The sequence below is a fragment of the Sphingomonas sp. SUN039 genome (assembly GCF_024758725.1).
Lineage (GTDB): Bacteria > Pseudomonadota > Alphaproteobacteria > Sphingomonadales > Sphingomonadaceae > Sphingomonas_O.
This window is the reverse complement of sequence record NZ_CP096972.1, coordinates 356,074-372,756: the sequence shown is the minus strand read 5'-3', so window position 1 is coordinate 372,756 and position 16,683 is coordinate 356,074. Positions and strand designations below refer to the sequence as shown.

The window sequence follows — 16,683 nt, the reverse complement described above, 5'->3', positions numbered from 1 at the left end:
TTGTCCGTTCTTACAAAAATCTGCGGTCTCTCCACGCCTGAAACCCTCGACGCGGCGGTCGCCGGTGGCGCGAGCCATGTCGGCTTCGTGTTCTTCGCCAAAAGCCCACGCAACCTGACACCCGATGCCGCCGCCGCGCTTGCCGCGCGGGTGCCGCCGCACGTCAAATCGGTCGGGCTGTTCGTCGATCCGACCGGTGATGAGCTTGCCCGCATTCTGTCGCAGGTTCGTCTCGATATTCTCCAACTCCACGGCCACGAAACGCCCGAAACCGTTGCCCGCGTCGCCAAAACCCATGCCCGTGAGGTCTGGAAAGCCATCCCGGTCCGCAGCGCCGCCGACCGCGATACCGCTGCGCGCTACAAGGGGGCGGCAGACCTGATCCTGTACGACGCCAAGCCGCCCGAGGGTGCCGACCTGCCCGGCGGCAACGGGCTGCGGTTCGATTGGACCCTGCTCAGCGGTCACCGCCACCCGCTCCCTTGGGCGTTGTCGGGCGGCCTCGACCCGCGCAATGTCGCCGAGGCGATCCGCGTCACCGGCGCGCCGCTGGTCGACGTCTCGTCGGGCGTCGAAAGCGCGCCCGGCGTGAAGGATGTGGACAAGATTGCCGCGTTCCTTAAGGAAGCCTCGAAGACCTGACTCCTCTTCGAGCGCCAGCGAGAAGCCCGACCGAGCGACAGCGAGGTCAGCGCTGCTCGGCGGTTCTCGCTAACGCTCGAACGGGCTCCTCGCTGGCGCTCGGAGAAGAAAATATAATGACAATCGCCAACACCTTGCGCGCGCAACCTGACGAACGCGGCCATTTCGGCCAGTTCGGCGGGCGCTATGTCGCCGAAACGCTGATGCCGCTGATTCTCGACCTCGAGGCGGCGTATAACGCATCGAAGGCCGACCCCGCGTTCGCCGCGCAGTTCGACGACCTGCTCGAACATTATGTCGGCCGCCCCAGCCCGCTCTATTTCGCCGAGCGCCTCACCGAAGAACTCGGCGGCGCGAAAATCTACTTCAAGCGCGACGAGCTGAACCACACCGGCGCGCACAAGATCAACAATTGCATCGGCCAGATCCTGCTCGCGATGCGGATGGGCAAGACGAAGATCATTGCCGAGACCGGCGCAGGCCAGCACGGCGTCGCGACCGCCACGGTTGCTGCCAGATTCGGCCTGCCCTGCACGATCTTCATGGGTGCGCGCGACGTCGAGCGGCAATCGCCGAACGTGTTCCGGATGAAGCTGCTCGGCGCGGAGATCGTGCCCGTCACCAGCGGCTCGGCGACGCTGAAGGACGCGATGAACGAGGCGCTGCGGCACTGGGTCGCGAACGTCCACGACACCTTCTACATCATCGGCACTGCCGCCGGGCCGCACCCCTATCCCGAGCTTGTCCGTGATTTCCAGAGCGTGATCGGCAAGGAAGCGCGCGAGCAAATCCTCAAGCGCGAAAGCCGCCTGCCCGACCTGCTGGTCGCAGCCATCGGCGGCGGATCGAACGCGATCGGCCTGTTCCACCCCTTCCTCGACGATAGCGACGTGGCGATGCTCGGCATCGAGGCGGCGGGTCACGGGCTCGACAAGGAGCATGCCGCGTCGCTCGCGGGCGGCTCCCCGGGCATCCTTCACGGCAACAAGACCTTCCTGTTGCAGAACGACGACGGCCAGATCACCGAAGCGCATTCGATCAGCGCGGGCCTCGACTATCCCGGCATCGGCCCCGAGCACAGCTGGCTGAAAGAGATCGGCCGCGTCGAATATGACAGCATCACCGATGTCGAGGCGCTGGAGGCGTTCAAGACGCTCTGTCGTCTGGAGGGTATCATCCCCGCGCTCGAACCCAGCCACGCCATCGCCGCGGTCATCAAACGCGCACCGACAATGGCGAAGGACAAGATCATCGTCGTCAATTTGTGCGGGCGGGGGGACAAGGACATCTTCACGGTTGCGGATGCGCTGGGGGTGAAGTTGTGACACGCGATTGGCGTGGGTTAACCGCCGCGATTTGCCTTATCGGGGGCGTTTCGTTGGCCCTCACTTTTAGTCGCGCGACCGCCTTAGATATGGCTCGTCACAATGCATGGTTGATGGACAGTCGCGTCAACATGCCAGTCTTGCCCGCGCTGCCCAGAACACGTTGGGAGTTGGGAGCCCCTGCGATCATTTTGATCTTGGCAAATCTCGTTCTGACGCTTCGAATTTGGTGGAAACCGTTCAAATGACCCGCCTCGCCACCGCCTTCTCCAACGGCCCCGCGCTGGTCACGTTCGTCACCGCAGGCGACGGCCCGACCGTCGAAATCCTCGACGCGCTCGTCGCGGGCGGCGCGGATGTGATTGAGCTCGGCATGCCATTCACCGACCCGATGGCCGACGGCCCCGCGATCCAGGCCGCAAACCTCCGCAGCCTCGCGCGCGGCACGACCACCGCCGACATCTTCGTGCTCGCTCGCGACTTTCGCGCTCGGCACCCGGACGTGCCGCTCGTCCTGATGGGCTATGCCAACCCGATGGTCCGCCGCACGCCCGAATGGTTCGCGGGCCAGTGTGCCGAAGCAGGCGTCGACGGCGTCATCTGCGTCGACCTGCCGCCCGAAGAGGACGAACTCGCCGCCCCGCTGCGCGCCGCCGGTGTCGCCCCGATCCGCCTCGCCACCCCCACCACCGACGCCGCCCGCCTGCCCGCCGTGCTCGAGGGCGCGAGCGGCTTCCTCTATTATGTCTCGGTCGCGGGGATCACGGGCCTGCAAGTGGCCGCGCAGACCAGCATCGAAAGCGCGGTCGCGAAGCTCAAGGCCGCGACCGACCTGCCCGTCGCCGTCGGCTTCGGGGTGCGGACCCCCGAACAGGCCGCAGCGATCGCGAAGGTCGCCGATGGCGTCGTCGTCGGCTCGGCCATTGTCGAAATCGCCGGCCAATACGGTGCCGATGCCGCCCCGCATGTCGAGGCCTATGTCCGCTCGCTTGCCGACGCCGTCCACGCTAAGGCAATCGCATGAGTTGGCTCGACCGCGTCCGTAACCGCATCCCGTTCATCGCCAAGCGCGAGACGCCCGACAATCTGTGGATCAAATGCCCGGGGTGTTCGCAGATGGTGTTCACCCGCGAATATCTCGAAAACCTGTCGGTCTGCCCCAGCTGCGGCCACCATGGCCGCATCGGGCCGCAGGCGCGCTTCGACCAGATTTTCGAAGCGGGCTACAGCCTGCTGCCCGCGCCCAAGGTCGCCGAAGACCCGCTGAAATTCCGTGATTCGAAGAAATATCCCGACCGGATCAAGGCCGCGCGCGCCGCGACCGGCGAGTATGACGCGCTCGTCACCGCGCGCGGCAATATCGAGGGGCAGCGCGCGATTGTCGGCGTGCAGGACTTCGCCTTTATGGGCGGATCGATGGGGTTGGGCGTCGGGGCCGCGTTCGTCGCCGGGGTCGAAGCGGCGATTTCCGCCCGCGCGCCCTATATCATCTTCACGGCGGCGGGCGGCGCGCGGATGCAGGAAGGCATCCTCTCGCTCATGCAAATGCCCAAGACCACCGTCGCCATCTCGATGCTTCACGACGCGGGTCTGCCCTATATCGTCGTGCTGACCGACCCGACCACCGGCGGCGTCACCGCCAGCTATGCGATGCTTGGCGACATCCAGATTGCCGAACCCGGTGCACTCATCGGCTTTGCGGGCCAGCGCGTGATCGAAAGCACGATCCGCGAGAAACTGCCCGAAGGGTTCCAGCGCGCGGAATATCTACTCGAACACGGGATGCTCGACATGGTCACGCCGCGTGCCGAGTTGAAAGAAACGCTGTCGCGCGTGGTCGGGTATCTGATGGCGGGCAAGGTCGCGGCCTAGTGGCCGACCATGCCCGGTCGGACGATCCGGCCGTCCAGACCCAGCTCGATCGCTTCGCCCAGCTATCCCCCGGCCGCGATATCCTCGGGCTCGAACGCATCACCGCATTGCTCGACCTGCTCGGCAACCCGCACCGCCGCCTGCCTCCGGTGTTCCACGTCGCGGGCACCAACGGCAAAGGCTCAACCTGCGCCTTCCTGCGCGCCGCACTCGAAGCAGCAGGAAAGACCGTGCACGTCTACACCAGCCCGCACCTCGTCCGCTTCAACGAGCGTATCCGCGTCGCGGGCAAGCTGATCGGCGACGAAGCGCTAGCCCCGCTGCTCGCCGAAGTCCTCGATCTCGCCGAGGCACACGACATCGGCCCCAGCTTTTTCGAAGCAACCACCGCTGCCGCCTTCCTCGCCTTCAGCCGCACCCCGGCCGACGCCTGTGTGATCGAAGTCGGCCTCGGCGGGCGGCTCGACGCGACCAATGTTGTAACACCGGTCGTGTGCGGCATCGCGCAGGTCGGCATCGACCATCAGGCGTTTCTTGGTGATACGCTGGCCGAAATTGCAGGGGAAAAGGCGGGAATCGCGAAACAAGGGGTGCCGCTGGTTTGCCTCGCGCAGGAGCCCGACGCACTCGCGCAGATCGAACCCGTCGCAGCGCAGGCAGGCGCGCCCCTTCTCCTCGAAGCGCGCGACTGGCAAATCGACCTCGCCCTCACCCCCGGCCTCGCAGGCGCGCATCAAATCCGCAACGCCAATCTCGCCGCGCAGATGCTGATTGCACAGGGCATCCCCGAAACTGCGATTCGCACCGGTATCAGCGCGGCGACATGGCCCGCGCGCTTCCAGCGCCTCCCCGAGGGTCCGCTCACCCAACACGGCCCGCTCTGGATCGACGGCGCGCACAACCCGGCCGCCGCCGACGTCCTCGCACACGAACTCGCCGCACAGCCGATGCACCTTATCCTCGGCATCCTCGCCAACAAGGACGCCGACGCGATTGTGGCCGCACTCGCCCCGCATGCGCTGAGCCTCACCTTCGTCGCGGTGCCCGACCACGAAAGCCATGATCCCGTTGCGCTGGCGGCGCGATGGGGCGGGCGGGCGGCGATGTCGCTGGAGGACGCCTTGTCGTCGCGCGCCGGGACCACGCTGATCGTCGGCTCGCTCTACCTATGCGGCGAAGTCCTGCGCCTCAACGGCACTCTGCCGGACTGAAACAACCGCCTCCCATACCCCTCAAGAATTTTACGTGCGAACGCCTCGCATTAGCGTTTACTCTGTGCCGACTGCCGCCGGAGGACGCCCACATGCCCGATTCAGCCCCGCTTGCCCTGCTCATCCCGCACGCCGCGCCGGACCAGAAGACCGCGCGGACGGTGTTGATCGCGCTGCGCCGGATTGCGGCGGGCGGTATCGATGATGCCTCCGCTGCCAATTTGCTGCTCGGCAGTTTCGGCATGGGCTATCGCCGTCCGCTAATGTTTCTGCGTGTCCTAATGCAGGAAATCTCGCGCGTGTCGCGGCAACCGATCAGTATCGCGCCATGCTGCTGCCCGCGCATGACCGAGGGCGAGGCGGCGATCCTGCTCGCTATCGAGCGCGGCACCGCCCACCCCGAAGTCTCCCGCGCCGCCCTCGCCAGCATCACCGGTACGCTCGACCTGTCCCCCACGCTGTCGGTGGCGCAGGCACTGGGCGACGCGCTAAGTGATTTGGGCAGGCCGATCAGCCTCTAGGTCGCGGAGCTTTCCGCCGATACCGCCCCTGCCGTCCCCATCGCTTCATCGACCACGCCGGTACGCATCATCCACCAATAGATCAGCACGCCCGGCAGTGCGGCGACGGTCGTCAACAGATAGAAGTTGACGTAGCCGATGCCCTCGATCAGCCCGCCCGCCGTCGTCCCCGTCAACAGCCGCCCGAGGATGCTCGTCGCGGCCGAAATCAGGGCATATTGCGCCGCCGTAAACCGCAGGTCGCAGAGCGCGGAGAAATAGGCGACGAGGACCACACCGCCATAGCCGCTCGCAATATTTTCGAACCCGATTGCCGCCGCCATGCCGATATTCGAATGTCCCGCTGCGGCAAGCCCGGCGAACGACAGATTGCTGACCGCCATCAGGATGAGCGCCAGCATCACCGAACGCTTGAGGCCGAGCTTGGCGTAAACCACGCCACCGATGAAAATGCCGATGAGATAGGCCCAGAACCCGACCGCAACATCATAAAAGGCGATCTCGTCGTTGCTGAATTTCAGGTCGTCGAACAACAAGCGGAACGTCAGGTTCGCCAGCGTGTCACCGATTTTGTGCACGAGCAGGAACGCAAGAACCAGGATCGCACCGCGCCGCATGAAGAACTCGGCAAACGGCTTCCAGATCGATTCGAACACTTCGCCGACGCCGCGCCGCTTGATCTCGACCACCCGGCGCTTGGGCTCGCCCATGACCAGCCCGACGAGAACGGCGGGCAGCGCAAAGGCGGCGCAGGCGAGGTAGCCCGCCGTCCAGCCGTAACGCGCCGCCACGACCAGCGCGACCGCCGCCGCGCCCGCCGACCCGATCCGCCATCCATATTGCGACATGCCTGCGCCCGCGCCGAGCTGATGCGGCTCGAGAATTTCGATGCGATAGGCGTCGATGACGATGTCGAAGGTCGCCCCCGCAGCCCCCACGAGAATGGCCGCATAGGCGGTCCAGATGATGTCGGCCTTGGGATCGGCAAAAGCGAGGTTGGCGACCGCGGCGACCACGAGCAGCCCCGCCACGATCAGCCATGACACGCGCTGCCCCAGCGCGCCGATCACCGGCAGCCGCACCCCGTCGACGATCCAGGCCCATAGCCATTTGAAATTATAGACGAGGAACGCGAGCGTGAAAGCGGTCACCGTCTTCTTGTCGATGCCGTCCTGCGCCAGCCGCGTTGTCAGCGTCGCCGCGATCATCGCATAGGGAAAGCCCGACGATATGCCGAGGAAGAACGCGGCCAGCGGCGCGGGTTCGACATAGGGCTTGATCGCATCGCCGATGCTGCGCGTGCCGGTGTCAATTGTGGTGTCGGTCATGCGCGCCCTTCCTTTGCCCCGCGCTTGTCGGCGGAACGCCCTTGGCCTAGCCTTCTACGCAAGAACGGGGCTTCGACAAGATCGACCCCGATGGAGAGAGACTTGAACGCGCTTACCCTCGGGCAACGCACCCTCGCGCAGGAGATCGCCAACGGCACGGTGCGCGCGCCGGGCCGGATCACCCATGTCGTGGCCAGCGCCTATATCAGCCCCGACCGCTATGCCGCCGAACGCGCGGCGCTGTTCGATGCGCTGCCACAGGTGATTGCGCCGTCCGCCCTGCTCGCCCCCGGCAGTGCGGTACCGCATGACGGTTTCGGGCGACCCCTGCTGCTGACCCGCGACGCGGACGGCATCGCGCATGTCTTCCTGAACGTGTGCCAGCATCGCGGGACGCGGCTTGTCGAGGGCGCGGAGCCGGTGTGCGCGAAGCTGCTGGTTTGTCCCTATCACGCCTGGACCTACCGCCTCGACGGCAGCCTCAAGGCAATGCCGCGGCCCGAGACCTTTCCGGGACTGGACAAGGGTGAGTTCGGGTTGCGCGAGTTACCCAGCGTCGAGGCGGGCGGGCTGATCTGGGTGCTGCCCAATCCTCCCCGGAACGGGGAGGGGGACCGCGAAGCGGTGGAGGGGGCTCGACACATGAATGTCGGCTCGTGTGTTGAGCCCCCTCCGTCGGCTTCGCCGCCACCTCCCCGTTCCGGGGAGGACTTCGCCGACGCCCTCACTCTCGGCCATGACTTCGCCGCACTCGGCCTGCCCCACCTCCACCTGTTCGCACGCCGTACGCATGATGTCGCCGCCAACTGGAAACTCATCCACGACGCGTTCCTCGAAAGCTATCACGTCCTCCGCCTGCACAGCGGCAGCATCGGCCCTTTCTTCAAGGACGGCGTAACCTCGGGCGATACCGTCGGCCCGCACCGCCGCTCGGCGGTCGGGCGCGCGGCGGAGATGGGCGACCTCGACGATCTGCCCGCGCTGCGCCGCACGGTGACCTTCACTTACACATTGTTCCCCAATGCCGTCGTCATTTTCAGCCCCGACTATGTCAACCTGATGGTCCTGATGCCGCAAGGCGAGGGGCGGACGCTGGTCGAGGATTTCATGCTGATCCCCGAACCGCCGACGACGGATAAAGCGCGCGACCACTGGCAGCGCAGCTGGGACTTGCTCGACGGCCAGGTGTTCTCGCAGGAAGATTTCCGCGCCGCCGAACTCGGCCAGCAGGGGCTGGCATCGGGTGCGATTACCCAAGTGACGCTCGGCACCCTCGAAACCGGCATCCGCGCCTTTCACGACGAGGTGGAGTCGCGTATCGGCCTTTAATGTCCGAACGCCCCAAAGATTCTCAGCGCATCGCCAAACTTCTCGCCCGCGCGGGTATCGCGTCCCGCCGCGAGATCGAGCGGATGATCGAGGATCGCCGCATCGCCATCGACGGCGTGCCGCTCGAAACCCCCGCGACCATCGTCACCAGCCTCAAGGGCATCACGGTCGACGGCAACCCGGTTGCCGCGCCCGAGCCGACCCGCCTGTTCCGCTATCACAAGCCCACCGGCCTGCTGACCGCCGAACGCGACATGAAGGGCCGGGCGACGATCTATGACAAACTCCCGCCCGACATGCCGAGAACGGTCCCCGTCGGTCGCCTCGATCTGAATACCGAGGGGCTGTTGCTGATGACCACCGACGGTACGCTCAAGCGTCGCCTCGAACTGCCGACCACGGGCTTGCCGCGCAGCTACCGCGCCCGCGTTTACGGCCGCATCACGCAAGACAGCCTGGAAGAACTCATCCACGGCATTACCATCGACGGCGTCCGTTACGGCGCCATCGACGCCAATCTCGAACGGCGCACCGGCACCAATACCTGGGTCGAAATGACCATCCGCGAGGGCAAGAACCGCGAGGTCCGCCGCATCCTCGAGCATTTGGGCGTCGAGGTGAACCGCCTGATCCGCACGCAATACGGCCCGTTTTCGCTCGGCGATTTGCCGCCGGGCGCGGTCGAGGAGGTCAAGCAGCACGAGCTGGTCGAGTTCCTCAAATCGCTCGGCGAGATGCCCGCAGCGCCGGTCCACCGCGAACCCGGTGACGGAGCGCTCAGGAAGCAATGGCGCATCACGCCGAAACGCACGCCTTCTCCCTCTCCCTTTACGGGAGAGGGCGACACGCGCGCAGCGCGGCGGGGAGAGGGTCGCGGCGCGTCTGCGCCGCAAGGGACTCCGGTGCCCCAGTACCGCCCCGACCCGCCCAAAACCCCAAAGCCCCCCCGCCCCGCCGCCGCGCCACCCCGTGACGCCACCCCGGACGCGCGCGCCTCCCGCCCCAAACCCAAAGCAAGCTGGGCCAAGGCAAAACCCAAACCCAACAGCCGTCCGCGCAAGAAATGAGGATCATCTCCGGCAACTGGCGCGGGCGTCCGCTCATCGCGCCCAAGGGCACCGAGACCCGCCCAACCGCCGACCGCACGCGCGAAGGGCTGTTCTCGATGCTGGTCAGCCGCCTCGGCAGCTTCGAAGGACTGCGCGTGCTCGACCTGTTCGCGGGGAGCGGCGCGCTCGGCCTTGAGGCGCTGTCGCGCGGTGCGGCCACATGCACCTTCGTCGAACAGGACAGCACCGCCCTCGACGCGCTCCGCACCAACATCGCCAAACTGGGCGCCGCCCCGCAATGCGACGTCCGCGCGCAATCGGTGACCGCCCTCGGCCCCGCGCCTGCGCCCTATGACCTCGTGATGCTCGACCCGCCCTATCGCAGCGGCGCAGGCGTGGTCGCGCTCGAACGCTGCCTGCGGCTAGGATGGCTCGCCCCCGGCGCGCTCGTGACGGTCGAAACTGCGAAGGGTGAAGCGGTGATGGTTGAGGGGTTCGAGGCCGAAACCGAGCGGGTGTACGGGAAAGCGATGATTACAGTGCTGCGGACGGTTCAGCTGTAGGAGCCATACCAAAAGTGAGTTGCGTTGACGTCGATTATCGGAACGAACCCGTTCCTTTCATAGAAGGCTGCACCCTCAACCGTTAATGTCCGCAGCCTTACATTGTCGAAAGTTTGTCGGGCGTATTCCAATAACTGACCGAGCAACATCGAGCCTATGGACATTCTTCGGAAGCTGGCACGCACATAGAAATGCCGGATGCGGCCCAGTTTAGCCAAGGACTCGTACGGATCACGGTTCAGCCCTCCAATAGCTACCAGACTATCACTTTCGAAAGCCCCGAGAAAAATCTCGCCAGGGAGCGAAAACTGGTTCAGTTCTGGATGCCAGTTTTCGATGAGACGGCTGACGAAGTGATGGCCTTGCGCTAGCGCTTCGTGTTCGATCTGAACGATCGAGGACGGTAATGTACCAATTTGTCGGACGACAAGATTCTTATCGGACATTGCTTCGCACCAACAACGCCCCCAAACTCAACACCCCCGCCCCCGCCAGATACACCGCGACCATCGCCAGCCCGCCATGCCCCGCCAGCCACGCCGCGATGAACGGCGTCATCCCGCCACCGATCACACCGCCCACGTTGAACGCGATTGCCGTCCCCGTGTACGCCACGCGCGCCGCGAACAGGCTGGGCAGCCACGCGCCGAGCGGCCCATAGACGAATCCCATCACGACCAACGCGAGCGCCAGCCACGCGAATACCGCCCCCGGCGCGTCCGCGACCAGCATCACCGGCATCAGCGCGGCGACGACCGGCACCCCCGCGCACCCGATCATCAGGACGCGGGCCGGGCTCCACACGTCCGACAACCAACCCGCCAGCACGATGCCCGCAGCCATGAACAGGATCGCGCCGAGTTGCAGTTGCAGGAATTCGGCCCGCGCATAGCCGAGCGTCGTCGTGCCATACCCCAGCGCAAACGCCGTCGTGATGTAAAACACCGCAAAACACGCAACCGCGCCCAGCGTCCCCGCGAGGATGGCCCCGCCGTGCGTCGCGAATACCTCGGCCAGCGGCACTTTCGGCGGCGGCGCTTGCCTGAGCGCGGCGGCAAACGCAGGCGTCTCGTGCAGACTTAGCCGCACCCACAGCCCGACCCCGACCAGCACGATCGACAGCACGAACGGCACCCGCCAGCCCCACGCCTTGAAGTCGTCGGGTGACAGCACCAGCCCCAGAATCAGGAACAGCCCGTTCGCCGCAATAAACCCGACCGGCGCCCCCAGTTGCGGCACGCACCCGAACCGCCCGCGCCACCCCGGCGGCGCATTCTCGACCGCGAGCAGTGCCGCCCCCGACCACTCGCCGCCCAGCCCGAACCCTTGCCCGAAGCGCAACAGGCACAGCAGCGCGGGCGCGATCCAGCCGATATCGGCATAGGTCGGCAGGAACGCGATGAAGAGCGTCGACAGCCCCATGATGAGCAGCGACGCGACCAGCGTCGACTTGCGCCCGATGCGGTCGCCGAAATGCCCGAATGCAATCGCCCCCACCGGTCGCGCGACGAACGCGACCGCGAGCGTCGCATAGGACAATAGCAGCCCGACGCCCGGATCGCTCGGCGGAAAGAACGCTGTCCCGAACACAAGCGACGCCGCCGTCGCATAGATATAGAAATCGTAAAACTCGACCGCCGTCCCCGTCAGCGAGGCACCGAGAATGCGCGTTGTCGAAGATTTCCCCTTTGTCATCGCATCGCAAAAGCATTATTGAACGCGAATGGCAAAGCTCGATCCCATCGTCTCGGAATTCGACACCGAAGAAGACGCGGAAGCCTATGACAAATGGTTCCGCGCGCAGGTCGAGGCGGGGCTTGCCTCGAAAGGACCGTGGATACCGCACGCGGAGGTGAAGGCGCGAACAAAGGCTATCCTCGATAAATATCGCGATGCTTGAACTGGTCTGGGAGCCTCTCGCCACTGAGCAGCTTTCCGCCATTATCGAGTATATCGCGCAGCATAATTTTCCAGCAGCCGAGCGGCTCGAGCGCCAGATTCACGCGAAAGTTGAACTCGCCTGCCACGTGCCGGGCATGGGACGCCCGGGTCGCGTGTCCGAAACGCGGGAAATCGTAGCGCATCCGAACTACCTTGTCATTTACCGCGTCACGGACGAACGGCTCTACGTCATCCGCGTCCTCCACAGCCGCCAGCAATACCCCTGACCGCCCCCATCGCCACCCGCATGGGCCCGACCGAATGGGCCATATTGATCGCGCTCTCGGTGCTGTGGGGCGGCGCGTTCTTTTTTCTCGAGATCATGCTGCGCGCCTGGCCGCCGTTTACGGTCGTGCTCGCCCGCGTCGGACTGGGGGCGCTGGTGCTGTGGCTGTTCATGCGCGCCACCGGCCGCGTCATGCCGCGCGGCTGGCCGGTATGGCGCGCCTTCGCCATCGTCGCGTTCCTCGGCAATGCCATGCCGTTCGTGCTGTTCGCCTGGGGCCAGCAGCGCATCGACAGCGGCCTCGCGTCGATCCTCAACGCAACCACCCCGCTCTGGGGCGTAGTCGCCGCGCATCTGTTCACCCGCGACGAGCGCGCGACCCCGGCCAAAATCATCGGCGTCGGCTTCGGCCTTGCCGGTGTCGTCGCAATGATCGGCGGTGAGGCGCTTGAAGGCGTGGGTGTCAGGATGGGCGGCAATGCCGTCGCGCAAGGGGCCTGCCTTGTCGCCACGCTCGGCTATGCACTGGCGGGCGTCTATGCGCGCAAGTTCGTCGCGCTCGGCGTCGACCCCTGGGCGGCTTCCACCGGACAGCTTGCTGCCGCCGCGATCATGCTCGTGCCTTTCGCACTGGTCGAGGCGCCATGGACCCTGCCCGCCCCCGATGCGACCGTCATCGGCGCGACCATCGGCATGGTCGTCCTCGCCACGGCCATTCCCTATGTTCTCTATTTCCGCCTGATCGAGCGCGCGGGCGCAGGCAACGCGTTCCTGTGCACCTTCCTCATCCCCGTCGTCGCCATCTTGCTCGGCGTACTCGTGCTCGGCGAGCGGCTCGAACTGCGCCACCTGACCGGCATGGCGCTGATCGCCATCGGCCTCGCCGCCATCGACGGGCGCATTTTTGCCCGGTTCAGAACGGTTGCCCCCGGCCCCGACGTTCCCTAGCTGTTCGCCGATGAGCGTTCCCCAGCCAACCGAGTCCGATCCCCCCTATCTCCGCGGCCTCAACCCGCCGCAGCGCGATGCCGTGCTCACCACCGACGGCCCCGTCCTCGTCCTCGCGGGCGCGGGCACGGGCAAGACGGCGGCGCTGACCGCGCGGCTCGCGCACCTCGTCTACACGCGCAAGGCCTATCCGTCCGAAATCCTGAGCGTCACCTTCACCAACAAGGCCGCGCGCGAGATGCGCGAGCGCGTCCGCGCCCTGATCGGCGATGCGGTCGAGGGGATGCCCTGGCTCGGCACCTTCCACGCCATCGCCGCCAAAATGCTCCGCCGCCACGCCGAGCTCGTGGGTCTGCAGAGCAATTTCACCATCCTCGACACCGACGACCAACTGCGCGTGATGAAGCAACTGATCATCGCCGCCGACATCGACGAAAAGCGCTTCACCGCGCGCGCGCTCAGCGGCCTGATCGACGGCTGGAAGAACAAGGGGCTGGTCCCGGCCGATCTCGGCGCTGGCGAAAGTGAACTCTTCGCCAACGGCCGCGGCGGCGAACTCTACGCGGCCTATCAGGCGCGGCTGAAGGCGCTCAACGCTTGCGATTTCGGCGACCTGCTGCTCCACATGCTGGTGATCCTCAAGACGCACCGCGACGTGCTCGAACAATACCAGAACCGCTTTCGGTACATCATGGTCGACGAATATCAGGACACCAATTCGTCGCAGTATCTCTGGCTCCGTCTCCTCGCCCAGCAACGCAAGAACATTTGCTGCGTTGGCGACGACGACCAGTCGATCTACAGCTGGCGCGGCGCGCAGGTCGAAAATATCCTGAAGTTCGAGAAAGACTTTCCGGGCGCGAAAGTCATCCGCCTTGAACAGAATTACCGCAGCACCCCGCACATCCTGGCGGCGGCCAGCGGCGTCATCGCCAACAACACCGGGCGCCTCGGCAAGACGCTGTTCACCGACCTGCCCCAAGGCGATCCGGTCAAGGTCATCGGCGTGTGGGACGGGCCCGAAGAGGCCCGCCGCGTCGGCGACGAGATCGAGGCGTGGCAGCATCGCGGGCCGAAGGGGGCGAACACCCTCGACGGCGTCGCCATCCTCATCCGCGCGCAATATCAGAGCCGCGAGTTCGAGGACCGCTTCATCGCGATCGGCATGCCGTATCGCATCGTCGGCGGTTTCCGCTTTTACGAACGCGCCGAAATCCGCGATGCGCTGGCGTACCTCCGCCTCATCAACCAGCCGAGCGACGACCTTGCCTTCGAACGCATCGTCAACGTGCCGAAACGCGGGCTGGGGGACAAGGCGGTCGCCAAGATGCAGATGCTCGCCCGCGCCGAGGGTATCCCGCTCACCCACGCCGCCGCGCGCATCCTCGACACCGACGAACTGACCCCGCAGGCGCGCCGCGCGCTCGGCAATCTCGTCGGCGACATCGCGCGCTGGCGCGACATGGCGAGCAGCATGAACCACGCCGACCTCGCGCGGCAAATGCTCGACGAAAGCGGCTATACCGGCGCGCTCCAGGCCGAAAAGACCGTCGAGGCCAGCGGTCGCCTCGAAAACCTCACCGAACTCGCGCGCGCGATGGAGGAGTACGAAACGCTCGGCGACTTCCTCGAACACGTCAGCCTCGTGATGGACAACGAGGCCGCGGCGAACGAGGCCAAGGTCACGATCATGACCATCCACGCCGCCAAGGGCCTCGAATTCGACAAGGTGTTCCTCGTCGGCTGGGAAGAAGGCGTCTTCCCCTCGCAACGCGCGCTCGACGAGGGCGGGCTGAACTCGCTCGAGGAGGAACGCCGCCTTGCGTACGTTGCGATTACCCGCGCGCGCCAGTCCGCAACCATCCTCCACGCCGCCAACCGCCGCATCTATGGCCAGTGGACCAGCAGCATCCCCAGCCGCTTCGTCGCCGAACTCCCCGCCGCCCATGTCGAGCACGAAACCACAATGTCGGGCGGCGCGAGTCTCTGGCAAGCCAACTGGTCCGAACGCGCCGACCCCTTCGCCGATGTCGCTCGCGGCACAGGGCGGGGACCGGGCTGGCAACGCGCGGCGAGCGTCGGCTCAGGCTTTTCGACCGCCCCGCAACGCATCGTCGAGGCGCGCGGCCCGGCGATCAGCCTGGGGAACAAGGGGCGGGATGACCTGACATTGGGCCAGCGCGTGTTCCATACGAAGTTCGGGTACGGGGTTATTGCCGAGATCGAGGGCAATAAGCTCGAGATCGAGTTCGAGAGCGCGGGGCGGAAGCGGGTGTTGGATTCGTTTGTCACGGTGGGCGGTTGAATATGTTATCAGATAGTGATAACTAACAGTGACGATTGATCGCGACCCCTCGCTCGACGCGCTGCTCAGCCTCGACGGCGAAATCTTCGTGATCGATCCCGACGGCGGCCATTGGGTGAAGTTCGAGGTGAGGCGCACGGAAGTCACTACCGAACGACCGCATGGCTTGCGTTATTCGATGACGTTACACGCGGCGGACGGAACCCGTTTGGTCGGCTATGACAACGCCCATGCCGCGCCGGGCCATCCCCAGCCGTTCGACCATCGCCACCGGCTGCGGACGATCCGGCCCTATGATTATCGTGACGCCGCCATGTTGCTCGCCGATTTCTGGACGAGCGTCGATGCGGTCCTCGCCGAACGCGGAGTGAAACTATGACCGTCCTGACCATCGGCATTGCCAGTCCGGCCGATTACAAGGCTCGCACTATGGCCATTGCGCGCGGCGAGCATCGCCCCGCAGTTGATGAGCCAAAGCTGTGGTTCCCGTCGCTCGAAAGCCTCGCCAAAATCCTGTCGGACCGCAACCGCGCACTCCTCGCGCTCATTGCGGAGGAATGCCCGGAATCGCTTCAGGCGCTCGCCGACCGCACCGGTCGCGCAAAGTCGAACCTGTCACGCACCCTGAAGACCATGGAACGCTACGGCCTCATCCGCCTCGAACCCCGCCCGGGCCGCGCGATTGCGCCAAGGGTGGCGTACGACGAGGTGCGGTTCGAGGTTCCATTGAAGCGGGCGGCGTGAAGAAAGCTTGGGCAAAATCGTGATCAAGCTCGCTATTGCTCGACGGCAGCTTGGCACTGCACTCGCCCTGTTTTTAGACGATAAAGACCCTGTTTCAGTACATTGCCTTGCATGCGGTGGCGGTGAGCTAGCTTATCGCCTAGCGCAAAGCGTGGGCAAAGAGTCGTGGTTTGATACCACCCTAGCAGCGAACCCTACCATCCGCTGGAAGGAGCTTTTTGGTCACAGAAATCGCTTTTGGAATGCAATGAAGCACGCGACAGACCGAGAAGGGTTGCTACGGACGGATGACGACCTTTTGTCGCAGTTTAACGACGCTCAAAATGATGAGCTTCTTTTTATCTCGATTTACGATTTTGGATCGGCAAGCGAGGGCTATGCTCCCCTAGAAATGTTTCTGTTTATGTATTGGTTTAATGCTCGGTATCCCGACCTCCTCGGGCCTTGCGAGCTACAATCCCAGTCTGAAGCCTTATTTCCAGAAATCGTAAATGCCTCACGTCGAGAGGCCAAGTCGCGCTTGCGACGAGTGATTGATCGATACCGCAAAAATCCATCGTTGTGGTTGCACCGCCGGCATGATCAGCGACAGCTCATACTTAACCAGCAGGCTCATCCGCTTCCCGAAGAACCGCACCTTGCGAGACCTGATCGGACCAACGACACAGTTCATTGAGCA

General features: G+C 65.1%; 19 protein-coding genes. 16 read left to right on the top strand and 3 right to left on the bottom strand.

Annotated elements, in window-relative coordinates:
- The 6 genes from M0209_RS01865 to M0209_RS01840 all read left to right on the top strand — a co-directional run bounded on the left by M0209_RS01865 (nucleotide 1) and on the right by M0209_RS01840 (nucleotide 5,571).
- Entirely contained in the window at nucleotides 1-642 is a 642-nt protein-coding gene (locus tag M0209_RS01865; protein ID WP_258886521.1) for a phosphoribosylanthranilate isomerase, read from the top strand.
- 116 nt (nucleotides 643-758) lie between these two features.
- A complete protein-coding gene (trpB, locus tag M0209_RS01860; protein ID WP_258886519.1) occupies nucleotides 759-1,967 on the top strand; it encodes a tryptophan synthase subunit beta in 1,209 nt (402 codons plus the stop codon).
- 244 nt (nucleotides 1,968-2,211) lie between these two features.
- The gene (gene trpA / locus M0209_RS01855; protein WP_258889538.1) at nucleotides 2,212-2,991 is read left to right on the top strand and encodes a tryptophan synthase subunit alpha; all 780 of its coding nucleotides are present in this window, start codon (nucleotides 2,212-2,214) and stop codon (nucleotides 2,989-2,991) included.
- Nucleotides 2,988-3,839 carry an acetyl-CoA carboxylase, carboxyltransferase subunit beta gene (gene accD / locus M0209_RS01850; protein WP_258886517.1) on the top strand — a complete coding sequence of 284 codons (852 nt, stop codon included), beginning with the start codon at nucleotides 2,988-2,990 and terminating at the stop codon, nucleotides 3,837-3,839. The genes trpA and accD overlap by 4 nt, the downstream gene beginning before the upstream one ends.
- The gene (locus M0209_RS01845; RefSeq protein WP_258886512.1) at nucleotides 3,839-5,050 is read left to right on the top strand and encodes a folylpolyglutamate synthase/dihydrofolate synthase family protein; all 1,212 of its coding nucleotides are present in this window, start codon (nucleotides 3,839-3,841) and stop codon (nucleotides 5,048-5,050) included. Before accD ends, M0209_RS01845 begins: the two co-directional genes overlap by 1 nt.
- A 92-nt stretch (nucleotides 5,051-5,142) precedes the next feature.
- A complete protein-coding gene (locus M0209_RS01840) occupies nucleotides 5,143-5,571 on the top strand; it encodes a DUF6628 family protein (RefSeq protein ID WP_258886510.1) in 429 nt (142 codons plus the stop codon).
- On the opposite strand, the gene M0209_RS01835 is transcribed toward M0209_RS01840, so the two are convergent.
- Complete coding sequence (locus tag M0209_RS01835; RefSeq protein WP_258886509.1) at nucleotides 5,568-6,899, bottom strand: AmpG family muropeptide MFS transporter; 1,332 nt, start codon at nucleotides 6,897-6,899, stop codon at nucleotides 5,568-5,570. The genes M0209_RS01840 and M0209_RS01835 overlap by 4 nt on opposite strands.
- Before the next feature lie 102 nt (nucleotides 6,900-7,001).
- Between M0209_RS01835 and M0209_RS01830 the strand changes: the two genes are divergently transcribed.
- Genes M0209_RS01830 through rsmD form a run of 3 tightly spaced genes read left to right on the top strand, consistent with a single transcriptional unit; the run spans nucleotide 7,002 to nucleotide 9,840 of the window.
- The gene (locus M0209_RS01830) at nucleotides 7,002-8,228 is read left to right on the top strand and encodes an aromatic ring-hydroxylating oxygenase subunit alpha (protein WP_408988168.1); all 1,227 of its coding nucleotides are present in this window, start codon (nucleotides 7,002-7,004) and stop codon (nucleotides 8,226-8,228) included.
- Entirely contained in the window at nucleotides 8,228-9,295 is a 1,068-nt protein-coding gene (locus M0209_RS01825; RefSeq protein WP_408988167.1) for a pseudouridine synthase, read from the top strand. The genes M0209_RS01830 and M0209_RS01825 overlap by 1 nt, the downstream gene beginning before the upstream one ends.
- Nucleotides 9,292-9,840 (top strand): 16S rRNA (guanine(966)-N(2))-methyltransferase RsmD, encoded by a 549-nt coding sequence (gene rsmD, locus M0209_RS01820; protein ID WP_258886508.1) that lies wholly within the window; start codon nucleotides 9,292-9,294, stop codon nucleotides 9,838-9,840. Before M0209_RS01825 ends, rsmD begins: the two co-directional genes overlap by 4 nt.
- Here rsmD and M0209_RS01815 read toward each other — a convergent pair.
- Both M0209_RS01815 and M0209_RS01810 read right to left on the bottom strand, forming a co-directional pair.
- Nucleotides 9,831-10,286: a GNAT family N-acetyltransferase gene (locus M0209_RS01815; RefSeq protein ID WP_258886502.1), complete on the bottom strand. Its 456-nt coding sequence runs from the start codon at nucleotides 10,284-10,286 to the stop codon at nucleotides 9,831-9,833. The two genes, rsmD and M0209_RS01815, sit on opposite strands and share 10 nt — an antisense overlap.
- On the bottom strand, nucleotides 10,276-11,535 hold the full coding sequence (locus M0209_RS01810) for an MFS transporter (RefSeq protein WP_258886500.1): 1,260 nt from the start codon (nucleotides 11,533-11,535) through the stop codon (nucleotides 10,276-10,278). The genes M0209_RS01815 and M0209_RS01810 overlap by 11 nt, the downstream gene beginning before the upstream one ends.
- A gap of 28 nt (nucleotides 11,536-11,563) precedes the next feature.
- Between M0209_RS01810 and M0209_RS01805 the strand changes: the two genes are divergently transcribed.
- Genes M0209_RS01805 through M0209_RS01775 form a run of 7 tightly spaced genes read left to right on the top strand, consistent with a single transcriptional unit; the run spans nucleotide 11,564 to nucleotide 16,680 of the window.
- A complete protein-coding gene (locus M0209_RS01805) occupies nucleotides 11,564-11,740 on the top strand; it encodes a stability determinant (RefSeq protein ID WP_258886498.1) in 177 nt (58 codons plus the stop codon).
- Complete coding sequence (locus tag M0209_RS01800; RefSeq protein WP_258886496.1) at nucleotides 11,733-12,008, top strand: type II toxin-antitoxin system RelE/ParE family toxin; 276 nt, start codon at nucleotides 11,733-11,735, stop codon at nucleotides 12,006-12,008. The genes M0209_RS01805 and M0209_RS01800 overlap by 8 nt, the downstream gene beginning before the upstream one ends.
- Nucleotides 12,009-12,028: 20 nt before the next feature.
- Nucleotides 12,029-12,955, top strand: a complete 927-nt coding sequence (locus M0209_RS01795; RefSeq protein WP_258886494.1) for a DMT family transporter — start codon at nucleotides 12,029-12,031, stop codon at nucleotides 12,953-12,955.
- 10 nt (nucleotides 12,956-12,965) lie between these two features.
- Nucleotides 12,966-15,260 (top strand): ATP-dependent helicase, encoded by a 2,295-nt coding sequence (locus M0209_RS01790; RefSeq protein ID WP_258886489.1) that lies wholly within the window; start codon nucleotides 12,966-12,968, stop codon nucleotides 15,258-15,260.
- 28 nt (nucleotides 15,261-15,288) lie between these two features.
- A complete protein-coding gene (locus M0209_RS01785) occupies nucleotides 15,289-15,639 on the top strand; it encodes a DUF6516 family protein (protein ID WP_258886487.1) in 351 nt (116 codons plus the stop codon).
- Nucleotides 15,636-16,004 (top strand): helix-turn-helix domain-containing protein, encoded by a 369-nt coding sequence (locus M0209_RS01780; protein ID WP_258886486.1) that lies wholly within the window; start codon nucleotides 15,636-15,638, stop codon nucleotides 16,002-16,004. The genes M0209_RS01785 and M0209_RS01780 overlap by 4 nt, the downstream gene beginning before the upstream one ends.
- 19 nt (nucleotides 16,005-16,023) lie before the next feature.
- Nucleotides 16,024-16,680, top strand: a complete 657-nt coding sequence (locus M0209_RS01775) for a hypothetical protein (protein ID WP_258886484.1) — start codon at nucleotides 16,024-16,026, stop codon at nucleotides 16,678-16,680.
- The last annotated feature ends 3 nt before the right edge of the window (nucleotides 16,681-16,683 follow it).